Origin of the sequence: Streptomyces sp. NPDC047315, from assembly GCF_040643215.1 — a bacterium.
Taxonomy (GTDB): Bacteria; Actinomycetota; Actinomycetes; order Streptomycetales; family Streptomycetaceae; genus Streptomyces.
The window spans coordinates 131304-145003 of the sequence record NZ_JBEYTZ010000004.1; the positions used below are offsets into that span (position 1 = coordinate 131304).

9 protein-coding genes are annotated in these 13700 nt (G+C 72.7%); all 9 read right to left on the reverse strand.

Annotated elements, in window-relative coordinates:
- Window positions 1-136 precede the first annotated feature (136 nt).
- The 9 genes from ABZ842_RS05685 to obgE all read right to left on the reverse strand — a co-directional run bounded on the left by ABZ842_RS05685 (window position 137) and on the right by obgE (window position 13595).
- On the reverse strand, window positions 137-1354 hold the full coding sequence (locus ABZ842_RS05685; RefSeq protein WP_361532162.1) for a hypothetical protein: 1218 nt from the start codon (window positions 1352-1354) through the stop codon (window positions 137-139).
- A gap of 114 nt (window positions 1355-1468) precedes the next feature.
- Window positions 1469-2119 (reverse strand): hypothetical protein, encoded by a 651-nt coding sequence (locus ABZ842_RS05690; RefSeq protein ID WP_361532165.1) that lies wholly within the window; start codon window positions 2117-2119, stop codon window positions 1469-1471.
- A gap of 167 nt (window positions 2120-2286) precedes the next feature.
- Window positions 2287-3579, reverse strand: a complete 1293-nt coding sequence (locus ABZ842_RS05695) for a glutamate-5-semialdehyde dehydrogenase (protein ID WP_361532168.1) — start codon at window positions 3577-3579, stop codon at window positions 2287-2289.
- 79 nt (window positions 3580-3658) lie between these two features.
- A complete protein-coding gene (locus ABZ842_RS05700) occupies window positions 3659-4174 on the reverse strand; it encodes a hypothetical protein (protein ID WP_361532682.1) in 516 nt (171 codons plus the stop codon).
- Window positions 4175-4401: 227 nt separating this feature from the next.
- Complete coding sequence (gene proB / locus ABZ842_RS05705; protein ID WP_361532171.1) at window positions 4402-5529, reverse strand: glutamate 5-kinase; 1128 nt, start codon at window positions 5527-5529, stop codon at window positions 4402-4404.
- Window positions 5530-5719: 190 nt separating this feature from the next.
- Window positions 5720-7891 carry a hypothetical protein gene (locus ABZ842_RS05710; RefSeq protein WP_361532174.1) on the reverse strand — a complete coding sequence of 724 codons (2172 nt, stop codon included), beginning with the start codon at window positions 7889-7891 and terminating at the stop codon, window positions 5720-5722.
- Between the two features lie 116 nt (window positions 7892-8007).
- Complete coding sequence (locus ABZ842_RS05715) at window positions 8008-9507, reverse strand: bifunctional cytidylyltransferase/SDR family oxidoreductase (RefSeq protein ID WP_361532177.1); 1500 nt, start codon at window positions 9505-9507, stop codon at window positions 8008-8010.
- A gap of 216 nt (window positions 9508-9723) precedes the next feature.
- Window positions 9724-11862, reverse strand: coding sequence for a glycosyltransferase family 4 protein (locus ABZ842_RS05720; RefSeq protein WP_361532180.1), 2139 nt, complete (start codon window positions 11860-11862; stop codon window positions 9724-9726).
- A gap of 293 nt (window positions 11863-12155) precedes the next feature.
- Entirely contained in the window at window positions 12156-13595 is a 1440-nt protein-coding gene (obgE, locus tag ABZ842_RS05725; RefSeq protein ID WP_361532183.1) for a GTPase ObgE, read from the reverse strand.
- Window positions 13596-13700 lie beyond the last annotated feature (105 nt).

Below are 13700 nucleotides of genomic sequence, written 5' to 3' on the forward strand. Positions count from 1 at the left end.
CCCTGGCCCCGGGCCCGGCTCCGGCCTCCACACCCCGCCCCACCCTCCCCGTCGTCCGGTCCGGTCCGTGGCGTCCGGCCCCGGTTCCGGCCCGGAACCGGGGCCGGGGCCGGAGCGGAGGCCGAGGGCGGGGGCGTCAGGGGCGGGAGCGGGTGGGGGACGGTTGGGCCGCTGGGGAGAGCGAGCCGCACAGCGCCGTCGTCGGCTCGGCCGTGGTGTACGGGTCCGTCCCGGCCGGGACCCCGAGGGCCGCTCGCTGACCGGCCAGCAGGGGCCGCAGGGTGCCGGAGCCGTCATGGGTGCAGCTCTGAGGGCCCGCCTGGATGTTGCTGGAGACGAGTTCGGCCCGGCGGTGCGGCAGGTCGTCGTGGTCGAAGCGAAGCCGCAGCTCACGACGGACGACGAAGAGCGAGGCGCCCCGGTCCGCCGGATCCACCCGCTGGTCGGTGCCCGCCGAGCCTTCCTGCCGCCACGAGCCAGCGGGCGGAGTCGTCGGGTCGGCCGTCGTCGCCGGGCCGGGTGCCGGGGTCGCGCCCGGGGGCTCCACGGGGCGCAGGGCGTAGGTGAAGGAGTGGTTGGAGGTCACCTCCAGGGCGTCCGACCCGGCCATCGAGTAGCTGAGCGTGCCCTGGACCCGGACCCCGGGGTCCGCCAGTGCGACCTTCGCCGGGTCGAAGCGGATCAGCCAACCCGTGGCCGCGTGGCGGCCGTCGGGCGCCGGGGTGGCCATGCTCCGGTCGAACTGGTCGAACTGATCGGGGTCGAGCAGGACCCGCACCGGGCGGACGGCCCCGCCCGTGAGCACCTCCGGATAGAGCGAGGAGACCACGAGGTAGTTCTTGGCGATGGTGAGCGCGGCCAGCACGTCGCTCTCGGAGAAGCTCCCGGTGCGCCGGGCGCCGGGCAGGGTGATGCCGGCGGCGCCGATGCGGTGCTGGGCGGCTGGGCTGTTGCGATACAGCTCCTCGGGGGTCCCACCGGGCACGGCGCCGGCGGGGACGAGCGGGATCATCGAGATCCGCAGGGGGTCGGCCCGCTGGCTGACCGGGGAGCGGTGGGGGTGGCGTACGCCCAGGTAGATCACGGTGCCGAAGGCGATGGCGATCAGCAGTGCGAGGACGAGTGCGGAAAGGGCACCGCCGCTTCGGCGGGGGCTGTTGTGCCAGGCCGGGAGGGTGCGGACGGCGCGGGCGGGGCTGCCGTAGCGCTCCCGCGCCGAGTACTCCTGGAGCCGGGCAGCGCGTACGAACGATTCGTCGAAGACGACGGATCGGTACTCGTCCTCCCCGTCGCCGGGAGGCCCCTCGGGTGTCCCTCCGGGGGTCTCCCCGGGCGGGTCTCCGCGCCCAGCCATACCTTCAGGGTAGGTCTGCCGGCCGTTCAGTAAACGCCCCTGCGCAGGGCAAAGTTTGACGAGCCGTCACTCGGTGTCGAGTGGTGCGCCGGCGTGCGGGCCGGGCGGTACAGGTCAGGGGGTGTGCGGGTCCGGCGGGACCGCTGCGGCGGGGCGGTCGGGTGCCGCGGACGAGACGGCCACGCGGTCCCGCAGGGCGTTCGGGTCGGCGGCGGAGCCGGGCGGGCCGGGGGTGCCGGCGCCGGCTCCGGGGGTGGACCGGGTGCTGTCCACGCCGGTCGTCGCGGGCGTCGGGACCTGGTCCTGGCGGTTGCCGGCGGCGCCCCGGTAGACCGCGGTGAAGGCGAGGGCGACCATCCCGATCCCCATCAGCAGGGCCAGCACCCAGGCGACGGGCCGGTGCCAGCGTGCGGTGCTGCGGTAGGGCCGCAGGGCGCCGTCGTAGGGGCTGTAGTTGGCGGACCAGCCGTCGTCGGGGGCGCCGTCGGGGCCACGGGGCCGGTCGCGGCCGTACGCGTCGTAGCCGTCTGGATAGGGGTCGTCGTCCGGGGCGCCCATCCCCGCGCCGGCGCGGGCGGCCTCGGCCTCCGCCCTGGCCTGGGCCGCGGCCAGCAGTCGCTCGACGGCGGTCGGCTCGTGGACCTCGGCCGCCCTGACGAAGTCCTCGTCGAACACCACGGAGGCGAAGTCCTCGTCCGCGCCTCCGCGGTCGTCGTCAGGCTCCGAGCCGTCCGGGAACGGCCTGCCCCCCACGTCGTCCGGCACGCCTTCAGAGTAGACCTGGGCGGTGGGTTTGGGCAGACGGCGGAAGAAGTCCGCCGCGAGCGTGGCCGACTCCCCACCGCTGCCGGCGCCCGCCCTCCCCGCCGAAGCGACCCCGGCAGAAGCGTCCCCAGGTGCACCCCTGATGCACCCGGGGACGGCGCGGGCCGTCAGCGGGTGTGGCCGTCGCCGGTCACGATGTACTTCGTTGAGGTCAGCTCCGGCAGCCCCATCGGCCCCCGGGCGTGCAGCTTCTGCGTGGAGATGCCGATCTCCGCACCGAAGCCGAACTGGCCGCCGTCCGTGAAGCGGGTGGAGGCGTTCACGGCGACCGTGGTCGAGTCCACCAATTGGGTGAACCGTCGGGCCGCGGCCTGCGAGGAGGTCACGATCGCCTCGGTGTGGCCCGAGGACCACAGCCGGATGTGGGCCACCGCCGCGTCCAGCGAGTCCACCACGGCCGCGGCGATGTCGTACGACAGGTACTCCGTCTCCCAGTCGTCCGGGGTGGCCTCGACCACCGTGGCCTTGCTGTCGGCCGCGTACCCCAGCACCCGCTCGTCGCCGTGGACGGTCACCCCGGCCTCGGCCAGGGCGTCCAGCGCCCGCGGCAGGAAGGCGTCGGCGATGTCCCGGTGGACCAGGAGGGACTCCGCGGCGTTGCAGACGCTGGGTCGCTGCGCCTTGGAGTTGATCAGGATGGACACCGCCATGTCGAGGTCGGCGTCCGCGTCCACGTACACGTGGCAGTTGCCCGTGCCGGTCTCGATGACCGGGACGGTGGACTCGGTCACCACGGTCTGGATCAGCCCGGCGCCGCCGCGCGGGATCAGGACGTCCACCAGACCGCGGGCGCGCATCAGCTCCTGCACGGAGTCGCGGGACTCGCCCGGCACCAGCTGCACCGCGTCCGCCGGCAGCCCCGAGCCGCCGACCGCGTCGCGGATGACCCGCACCAGCGCGGTGTTGGAGGAGTACGCGGAGGAGGAGCCGCGGAGCAGGACGGCGTTGCCGGACTTGAGGCAGAGCGCGGCGGCGTCCACCGTGACGTTCGGCCGGGCCTCGTAGATGATCCCGACGACGCCGAGGGGGACGCGGACCTGGCGCAGGTCGATGCCGTTCGGGAGGGTCGAGCCGCGCACCACCTCGCCGACCGGGTCGGGCAGCGCCGCGACGTCCCGCACGTCGTGCGCGATGGCCCGCACCCGCTCGGGCGTGAGGGTCAGCCGGTCGACGATCGACTCGCTGGTGCCCGCCTCGCGGGCCCGTGCGACGTCCTCGGCATTGGCTGAAACGATCTCGTTCGCACGGACCTCCAGGGCGTCCGCGATCGCCAGCAGCGCGTCGTCCTTCGCCGAGCGCGGCAGGGGCGCGATGTCGGCGGCAGCGGCTCGGGCACGGTAGGCGGCCCGGGCGACCGGGGAGAGGTTGTCGTACGGCGAGAGCGGCGATGACGTCGTCATACCCGCAGGGTAGTGCGCCGGGCGGAACGACCCCTCCCACATCCCGCACTCCGAGACGCCCCGCCCGCCGCCCCGGAACCTAGAACGGGTGGATGCCGACGGGGGACGCCGGCGGCGGGCCGTACCCCTCCGCGATGCGCTGGTGGTACGTCTGGCGGTCGATGACCTCCAGGCCGACGATCGTCCACGGCGGCAGCTTCGCCGACGAGCGGTGCTCGCCCCACAGCCGCAGGGCCACCGCTGCCGCGTCGTGCAGGTCGCGGGCCTCTTCCCAGTACCGGATCTCGGCGTGGTCGTTGGCGTACCGGCTGGTCAGCAGGAACGGATGGTCGTGCGCCAACTGCTCCAGGCCCCGCCGGACCTCCGTGAGCGGCGCCTGCGCCCCGGAGACGCTGAGCGTGATGTGCCACAGCTTCGACTGGCTGCCCTCGTCCCCGCCGCCGGCACCGCCGTCCTCGCGCCGGCCGTCGCGGGGGCCGCCCCCGGACGCGTCGACGCTCGTCAGGGTCCGCTCGGACCGGGCCGTCGCCGTGCCCCTGGCCGCGACCGTGGCCGCGGCGGCGTCGAGGGCCGCGGACCGCTCCCCGCCCGCCAACCCGCGCAGACGGGGGACGCCATCGTTCCCTCGGGACAAGTCCCCTGGGCGCGCTCGTGTCACCAGCGGCCTCCTGTTTGCATGTGTCCTGGTGCTCTGCCCTGCCCGCGCCCCGGCGCGCGGCGGGACCCCCGTCCGACCCCCCGCAACAAAGTTGACCAGTCCCGGACGGGACGTGGGGCGGTTTTAGTAAAGGTCCCTGTTGGTTGACGGCAGTTTCAGCCGATTCAGGGGTGCAGGACGACCAGATCGTCCCTGTGTACGACTTCTCTCTCGTATGCCGGACCGAGTTCCTGTGCGAGGTCGCGGGTGGAGCGGCCGAGGAGTCGCGGGAGTTCCCTGGCGTCGAAGTTCACCAGCCCGCGGGCCACCGGACGGCCCGCCGTGTCGCGCAGCTCGACCGGGTCCCCCGCGGTGAACTCGCCCTCGACGGCCGCGATTCCGGCCGGCAGCAGCGACTTGCGGCCCTCCACCACCGCCCGCACCGCGCCGTCGTCGAGGACCAGGGCGCCGCGCGGCGTGGAGGCGTGGGCGAGCCACAGCAGCCGGTCGGCGGAGCGCCGGCCGGTGCTGTGGAAGTACGTGCCGGTGGCGCGGCCGGCGAGGGCGTCGGCAACGCTGACGGCGGAGGTGAGGACCACGGGCACCCCGGCGGCGGTGGCGATCCGGGCGGCCTCGACCTTGGTGACCATGCCGCCGGTGCCGACGCCCGCCCGGCCCGCGCTGCCGATCTGGACGTGCTCGATGTCAGCGGGGCCGCGCACCTCGTCGACCCGGGTGGCGCCCGGCTTCGCCGGGTCCCCGTCGTAGAGCCCGTCCACGTCCGAAAGCAGGACGAGCAGGTCGGCGCGGACGAGATGGGCGACCAGGGACGCGAGCCGGTCGTTGTCGCCGAACCTGATCTCGTCGGTGGCCACGGTGTCGTTCTCGTTGATCACCGGGAGCGCGCCCATGGTGAGGAGCTGGTCCAGGGTCCGGTAGGCGTTGCGGTAGTGGGCCCGGCGGCTGGTGTCGTCGCTGGTGAGCAGCACCTGGCCGACGCGTACGCCGTACCGGGCGAAGGACGCGGTGTAGCGGGCCACCAGCAGGCCCTGGCCGACGCTGGCGGCGGCCTGCTGGCGGGCGAGGTCCTTGGGGCGGCGGGCGAGGCCGAGCGGGGCGAGCCCGGCGGCGATCGCCCCGGAGGAGACCAGCACGATCTCCTTCTCCCCGCCGCTGCGGACCTTGGCGAGGACGTCGACCAGGGCGTCCACCCGGTCGGCGTCGAGTCCGCCCGAAGCGGTGGTCAGGGAGGACGAACCGACCTTGACGACGATCCTGCGGGCCTGCACTACCTGCTGTCTAGCCACTGTCACGGACCGAATCTATGCCAGGGCACGGTCCCGGCGCCCCGGCATTTCATCCGCTGGACACCGCTGGACCCCCTGGCTCCGCTGGACACCGCCGGGTCCGGCAGCACACCGCGACCGGACGCGTACGGGAAAGCCCGGGGCCCGTGGGGGACGACTCCCCCACGGGCCCCGGGCACCTCCGTACGACCGCGCCTCAGCGCGCCAGTCGCGCCTCCGTGCCGTTGGTCTCGTCGGTGTCGCTGCCCTCGGCTCCCTCGCCGCGCTCGGCTCCGGCGCCGGTGGCCGTGCCGTGCGGTGCCCGGCCGGCGGAGCCCGGCAGCAGCGGCGCGCCCGCCTGCTCGCCGATGCGCTGCTCCACGCGCCGGTTGCGGGCCTCGGCGACGGTCTGGAGGGTCCGTACGGCCGCGTTGAAGCGCTCCATCGAGGTGGGGCGGTCCGGCCCGAGGAGGTACTGCTTCAGCTCGCGCCGGGCGCCCGCGAGCACGTCCCGGTCCGGGGAGGCGACCGCGGCCAGCAGCCGGTCCAGGTCCTGCGCGTCGTTGGTGAGGACGACGGCGGCCCGTGCCGCGGTGTTCTGCCGCTGGAACTCGTCGGCGCCGACGCCCGCGGAGTCCGTCACGGCGTAGGGCTTGCCGCTGGCCATGAAGTCCGAGACGACGCTGGAGATGTCGGAGACCATGGCGTCGGACTCGTTGAAGCAGTCGTAGAGGCGCGGCTCCGGACCGGTCACGATCCGGTGCTCCCACCAGCCGACCGAGCGCCAGTACGCGTCGTTCCACCCGGCCCGCAGCGTCGCGATGCGCTCCAGCTTCACCGGGTCGGCCAGCGACACCCGGGACTGCTCGGCCTCGTCGCCGCCGGCGCGCCCCGGCTTGGTCAGCGCCGCGAGCTCCGCCTCGATCGCGGCCAGCTCGCCGCGCGCCTTCTCGCGGTCCGACGCCGAAGCGGCGACCTCTGCGGCCCAGCGCGGGTCGCTGCCGCGCTCGGCCGCGGCCTTCTTCACCATGGCGACGATCCGCTCGTGGACGGCCTTGGCCTCCTTCTTGCGGATGCCGGTGAAGGGGTGCGGCTTGTAGACGAGGCGGACCGGCTGCTCGGCGGTCAGCAGTCGACGGACGATGTTCTCGCCGGCGAGCAGCAGGGAGGTGTTGCCCGGGTTGTCGTCCCAGCCCTCCCAGGTGGGCGCGTACAGGACCGTCGGAACGGGGTTCTTCGGGGTGCCCGTCCAGGTCTGGATGGGGGCGAGCTGGGGGCGTCCGACCTCGACGACGTCCTCGTCGCGCACCCCGACGTCCGCGAGGGCGTACCGGTCGCGACCCGCCCGGCCGGCCGTCCACACCTCGTCGTACGCCTTGCTGAACGGGTTGACGCTGGCGAGCTTGTCGCTGTCGCCGTGGCCGATGAAGACGTGCTTCATGCCGGGCTGGCGCAGCATGTGGATGTTCTTGCCGACGTTGGCGGGGTAGAGCGCGACGCGGACCGTGGACAGGTCCAGGTTCATGGTGTGGGTGCCGCCGGGGACGCACAGCACGGGCACGGTGGTCACGTTGAGCTTGGACACCAGGTCGCGCTCGCGCATCAGGATCAGCGGGCGGCCGTCGACCTGCTCCATGGTCTCCAGCCACATGTTGACCTGGTACGCCGACTCGCTGCCGCCCGAGAAGTACAGGACGACGGTGGGCCGGTACTCGCGCAGCCAGGTGTTCACGGCCTTCAGCACGGCGGCGGCGGCCGGCACCCGGCGGTTGCGCAGACAGGGCACCAGGACCGCGGTGTAGAGCAGCCCGAGGGCGACGCTGACGGCGACGCCGGCGTATCCGAGGGCGTACGTGCCGGTGGCGGCGGCGACCAGGACGCCGGCCATGGCGGGCAGGTCGAGGTGGAGCATCTTCTCTGCGGAGCGGCGCATCAGCAGCCGCGGCGGGGCGTCCGGGATCCGTACGCCGTGCAGGTCCACGTTGCGGGTGACCACCGGCAGGGTGCGGCGCAGCCGGATCAGGGTCGTCAGCGCGCCGTGCGGGGCCTGGAGGCCGTAGAAGACGAGGAACCCGGCGACCGCGGTGTAGAAGAGCGAGGTCTCGGCGAGCCCTTCGCGGGCGAGCAGCAGCACGACCAGGAGCTGGCGCAGCAGGAAGCGGATCGGGAGGCCGACCCGGACCTTGTTGAGGCGGTTGAGCAGATAGCTGCCTCTGTGGTGCAGGTAAGCGTCCGCCGCGTAGGTCACGGCGGCCGAGCCCACGAAGACCGGGATGCTCGGCAGGAGCGCACCGAGCATGGCGGCGGGGTAGCCGAGTCCGATGAGGAGGGCTGCGACCAACTCGGACTTGCTGCCGACGCGTACCAGACGAATGACGGTCGAAATCACGGGGAACCTGCTCCAAACGGTGCGGGTCGATCTCACACGAGCACAAGCAAATGAGGCGGAGGACGGGACGGAAGGGCTGGGGTGGGACGGGCAGGGCGGGGGACGCGGTCAGGGCGTCACATGTCCCCCTCGCGATCGAGGACCGCGGCGAGCGCCTGCTCGAAGTCGGACGCTTCGCTCGCACCGCGGGTCGGGTCCTGCTGGCGCACGTCGATGACGTGGCCGGTCAGCTCCGACAGCAGGACGTCGAGGGAGGTCCGGGCGACGGCCTCGGAGGAGAGCAGGGAGCCCGCGGGCTCGGTGCCGAACGCCTTGGTGCGCATCGGGGTCGCGGTCCGCTCGGGGTTGACGCAGTTGACCCGGATGCCGTCGCCGGCCCACTCGTCGGCGAGGGCCTGGGTGAGGTTCACCATGGCGGCCTTGGTGGAGGAGTACAGGCTGTACTCGGCGCGACCGCGGGTGTAGCTGGAGGAGGTGTACAGGAGCAGCTGCCCCTTGGTCTCCGCCAGGTACTTGTAGGAGGCCCGGGCGATCTGGACCGGCGCCAGGTAGTTGACCTGGAGGGCTTCTTGGATGGTGCTGTTGTCGGTCTCGGCCAGCTTGCCGATGCGCAGGACGCCCGCGGTGTTGATGACGTAGTCGATGCGGCCGGTCTCCGCGTAGGCGCGGGAGAGGGCGTCGTCGATGTGCTCCGGGTTCTCCACGTGGGTGCCGGTGGTGGAGCGGCCGAGGGCGTACACCTTCGCGCCGTACGTCTCGGCCAGTGCGGCGATGTCCGCGCCGATGCCGTACGAGCCGCCGAAGACGACCAGCGTGCGGCCGTCGAGCAGCTCGCGGTACGCGGCCTCGTCGGCCTGACGGGGGGCGGCGGTGGAGGCGAGCTGGAAGAGCTTGTCGGCGATGAAGACGTCGACCGGCTGGGTGACCTTCATGTTGTACTCGTCGCCGGCGACGACGTGGATCGGCACGTCCGGCAGGTACTTCAGCACCACGGAGCAGTCGTCGGTGGCCTGGAAGTTGGGGTCGCCGGCGGCGACCTCGTACGCCCGGCGGATGGTGGAGAGCTTGAACGCCTGCGGGGTCTGGCCGCGGCGCAGCCGGGAGCGGTCCGGCACGTCGGTGATGAACTCGCCGTCCTCGCCGTGGGTGCGGGTGACGATGATGGTGTCCGCGGACGGGATCGCCACGTCCACGGCCTGGTAGCGGTCGAGCGCGTCGACGCAGTCCTGGATGACCCGCTGGGACAGCAGCGGTCGGACGGCGTCGTGGAAGAGGACGTTCGGGTCCTCGCCGTCCGCGAGCCCCTCGCCGATGGCGGCGATCGCGCGGCGGGTGGTCTCGTTGCGCGTCGCGCCGCCCTCGATGACCCGGCGGACCTTGGTGAGCCCGGCCTTGGCGACGATCCGCTCGACGTCCGGCACGAAGCCGGGCGCCATCAGGACGATCACCTCGTCGACGGAGTCGGCCTGCTCGAAGGTGGTCAGCGTGTGCTCGATGACGGCCTTGCCCGCGATCTTCAGCAGCTGCTTCGGGATCGCGAGTCCCACTCTTTGGCCGGTGCCACCCGCGAGCACGACTGCCGTGGTACGGGGCTTGGCTTCACGCGGTGCGGACACAGGGAGACCTACCTTGGAGGAAGTGGGGAACGGGGCGATGGTCGCACTCTGCGTGACCGTCTCGCAAGGTGGGTACGGCCTGCCAAACACTATGAAGACACTGTGATTTCACACTGTGTACAACTACGCCACGATTTTCGTGGAGGGGTCGTGAAGTCGGGGCGCACGGAGAGTGACGGTGAGGGTGGAGCGGGGGGTGGAGCGGGGCGGGGCTGGTCATCGGTCCTGCACCCGCAGCACGAGGTGGTTCGTGTCGTCGAAGGCGAGTCGCAGCTTCACCAGGCGCTGGTCCTGCCTGCGCAGCCGTCGGATCACCCGTCGGGCGAAGAGCAGGGGGCGCTGCTTGTGCACCAGCACTTCGGGATAGACCCGGACATCACTCTTCTGGACTACGTCGTCAAGGAGCCGGGCGAGCTGCACGGGCTCGTGGTCGGGGGCGAAGCGCAACCACAGCTCCCACCGCTCGTCGCCGGTGCGCTGGAGGGCCGCGACGGACTCGCAGTCGATGATCGCCGAGAAGCCGCGGGTGCCCTCGCGGGTGCCGTGGAAGGTGATCTCGTCGCCGGAGACGGTGGTGGTGGCGGTGGCGTCCGGCGCCGTGTCCGCGGTGGCCGCAGGTCTGCCGGTGCCGGCGCGGCGCAGCACCAGGGTGGGCTCGCCGGACGGCTCGACGGGCCCGACGATGCGCCCGGTCAGCGCCAGCCGGCGCTCGACGACGGTGCTCAGCCGGCGCTCCAGGACCGTGACGTCACCGGACTCCACGTGCACCGGGCGGACCCAGGAGCGCAGCACCAGCCGGTGCTCGAACTGCTGGCGGTACGGAACGACGTGCCGCACGCCGCAGTCGGTGCGCATCCGCTCGGCGACGTTCATCGCGCCGCGCTGGTCGACGGAGCGGGCGATCACCTCGGTGCGACGGCCGGTGACCGGGCTGTCGGTGTGGCACACCCACAGGCCGTCCGCGAAGTCCTCGCCGGCCGGGACGACGGAGGTGCCGTTCGGCGCGAGGGCGTACGCCCGCTCGTCGGCCGCTCCCTCGCTGTGCGTCCACACGAGCTGGAGCCCGGGGTGCTTGAGCGCGGCGGCTTCGGGCGAGACGACGGTGACGGTCAGGGAGCCGTCCGCCTCGGCGACGCAGTCCGCGACCGGGGTCGGGGACGGCTCCGGGGCGCTCGCGGTCGAGGAGAGGAAGGAGCGGCTGCGCTGGGCGGACCCGGCGCCGAGCTCGGCGAAGAGGTCCGCGTACTGCTTGGCGACGGCGGCGGGGTCGTAACGGCGGGAGTTGCGCAGGGCGGCCTCGGCCATGGTGCGGCGCAGGGGCTCGTCCTCGATCAGCTTCAGCAGGGAGGCGGCGACGGCGTTGACGTCGCCGACGGGGACCAGCAGGCCGTCCTCGCCGTCCTTGACGATCTCGCGGGGGCCGTAGTCGCAGTCGGTGCTGATCAGGGGCAGTCCGCAGCGCATCGCCTCGACGAGCGTCATGCCGAAGGACTCCTGGCGGGAGGTGGAGACGGCGATGGAGCCCTTGACCCACTCGGGCTCGATCGGTGAGCGGGGGCCCATGAGCTGGACGCTGTTGTGCAGCCGCAGCCGGTGCAGGACGCGGCGGATCCGGTCCCGGTCCGGGCCCCAGCCGCAGATCCGCAGGGACCAGTCGGGGTGGACGGCGACGACCTTGGCGAACGCCTTCAGCAGCACGTCGTACTGCTTCTCCTTGGACAGCCGACCGGCGGCGACGACCAGCTTCTGCGAGAGGTCGGCGGGGGCGAGGAGGGGCCCGGGGACGCTGTTGGGGATGCAGAGCAGCCGGGTGTCGGGCAGCGGCATCTGCTCGCGCCACACCGCGGCGTCGCCCTCGGAGACGGTCACGAAGGCGTCCATCGCCTCCAGGTGCGGACGCAGCTCTTCCTTCAGCGCCGCCTTGTGGTGGTTGAACGTCATGTGCTCCTGACCGATGAGCACCGCGTTCTGAGGGGCGAACTGGGCGAGGTAGGCGACGAGGCCGGGGCGGGTGCCGATGACCACGTCGGCGTCCGAGTCGGCGTAGTGGGCGCGCACCCGCTCGTCGGTGAGCTTGCTGTACTCCTTGTAGCGGGCCTCGTGCCGGGGGAAGTGCTCGGCGGGCTGCTGGTGGTCGGGGTGGCCCTTCTCGTACGTCGGCGACTTGGGGCGGGTGTCGACCAGGTACGACAGCTTGACCCGCGGGTCGATCGGGAACAACGGGACGTCGCGGTGTCGGAACGCCGAGACGATCTCCACCTCATGCCGGACGGCCAGCTCCTCGGCGAGGTTCACCGTGGTGCGGATGGTGCCGCCGATGCCGTAGACCGTATGTATGAGGAAGGAGATCTTCATCAAGGCTCCGTTCGGTTTCCAGGGGCGGTGAAGCGGCACTGTCTCACGGCCGACACCCCGGAATCACAACGTCCGCCGACGATTCGAGACCTGATTGTAAGACGCTCGTCGGACACTCAGAGTTTCCGTTCCGGGCGAGGAGTTTTCGCCCGCCGGTCACGGAACGGGCTCGGTGCCCGTTGGGCACCCGGGTCGGACGGTCGCCGTCCGACCCGGGAACTCACCGACGGTCGTCGCGCGCCCACCGGGCGTCGCGGCCATCCGCAGCCTACTGGCTGCGCGACGGTGGCGGACTACTGGAAGGGGTCGAAGTCGTCGTACGCCTGCTGCGCCTCGTCCCGCTCCGCGTCGCGGTCCCGGCGCCGCTGCGCGGACGGCCGCGGGGCGTCGAAGCGGTGGTCCTCGCCGCGTCGGCCGAGCATCTCGGCGCCCGCCATGACGGTGGGCTCCCAGTCGAAGACGACCGCGTTCTCCTCGGGGCCGATGGCGACGCCGTCGCCCGCGCGGGCCCCGGCCTTCATCAGCTCCTCCTCGACCCCAAGGCGGGCCAGCCGGTCCGCCAGGTAGCCGACGGCCTCGTCGTTGTTGAAGTCGGTCTGCCGCACCCAGCGCTCCGGCTTCTCGCCGCGCACCCGGAACAGGTCCCCGTCCTCGCGGGTGACCGAGAAGCCCGCGTCGTCCACGGCCTTCGGCCGGATGACGATCCGGGTCGCCTCCTCCTTGGGCTTGGCGGCGCGCGCCTTGGCGACGATGTCGGCGAGCGCGTACGACAGCTCCTTCAGCCCCGTGCGGGCCACCGCGGACGCCTCGAAGACCTGGTAGCCACGGGCTTCGAGGTCGGCGCGGACCAGGTCGGCGAGGTCCTGGCCGTCCGGGATGTCGATCTTGTTGAGCACCACCAGCCGCGGCCGGTCGTCCAGACCGCCGTACTGCCGCAGCTCCTCCTCGATGACGTCGAGGTCGGAGAGCGGGTCGCGGTCGGACTCCAGGGTGGCGGTGTCCAGTACGTGGACGAGGACGGAGCAGCGCTCCACGTGCCGCAGGAACTCCAGGCCGAGGCCCTTGCCGCGGCTGGCGCCGGGGATCAGCCCGGGGACGTCGGCGATGGTGTAGACGGTGGAGCCGGCGGTCACCACGCCGAGGTTCGGCACGAGGGTGGTGAAGGGGTAGTCCGCGATCTTCGGCTTGGCCGCGGAGAGCACCGAGATCAGCGAGGACTTCCCGGCGGAGGGGTAGCCGACGAGGGCCACGTCCGCGACGGTCTTGAGCTCCATGACCACGTCGCGGCTCTCGCCGGGCTCGCCGAGCAGCGCGAAGCCGGGGGCCTTGCGGCGGGCGGAGGACAGCGCCGCGTTGCCGAGGCCGCCGCGACCGCCCTGGCCGGCGACGAAGGTGGTGCCGTGGCCGACGAGGTCGGCGAGGACGTTGCCCTGCCCGTCCAGCACCACCGTGCCGTCCGGCACCGGCAGGACCAGGTCCTGGCCGTCCTTGCCGGAGCGGTTGCCGCCCTCGCCGGGCTGGCCGTTGGTGGCCTTGCGGTGGGGGCTGTGGTGGTAGTCGAGCAGCGTCGTCACGGACTGGTCGACGACGAGGATCACGTCGCCGCCGCGCCCGCCGTTGCCGCCGTCGGGCCCGCCGAGCGGCTTGAACTTCTCACGGTGGACGGAGGCACAGCCGTGGCCTCCGTTACCCGCGGCGACGTGCAGCTCGACGCGGTCCACGAAGGTGGTCATGGGATGTCCTCCAGGGTCACTGCCGGTTTCGGGGGCAGGGGCGGTCGCACCGCTCGCTGCCGGATCTGCTTACTCGTAACACGCGAAGGGCGGACCCGCTTCCCC

Bases quoted from the DNA above. Each gene is read 5' to 3' on its own strand.
- ABZ842_RS05685 (WP_361532162.1), bottom strand. From the start codon at position 1,354: ATGGCTGGGCGCGGAGACCCGCCCGGGGAGACCCCCGGAGGGACACCC.
- ABZ842_RS05695 (WP_361532168.1), bottom strand. From the start codon at position 3,579: ATGACGACGTCATCGCCGCTCTCGCCGTACGACAACCTCTCCCCGGTC.
- ABZ842_RS05720 (WP_361532180.1), bottom strand. From the start codon at position 11,862: ATGAAGATCTCCTTCCTCATACATACGGTCTACGGCATCGGCGGCACC.
- obgE (WP_361532183.1), bottom strand. From the start codon at position 13,595: ATGACCACCTTCGTGGACCGCGTCGAGCTGCACGTCGCCGCGGGTAAC.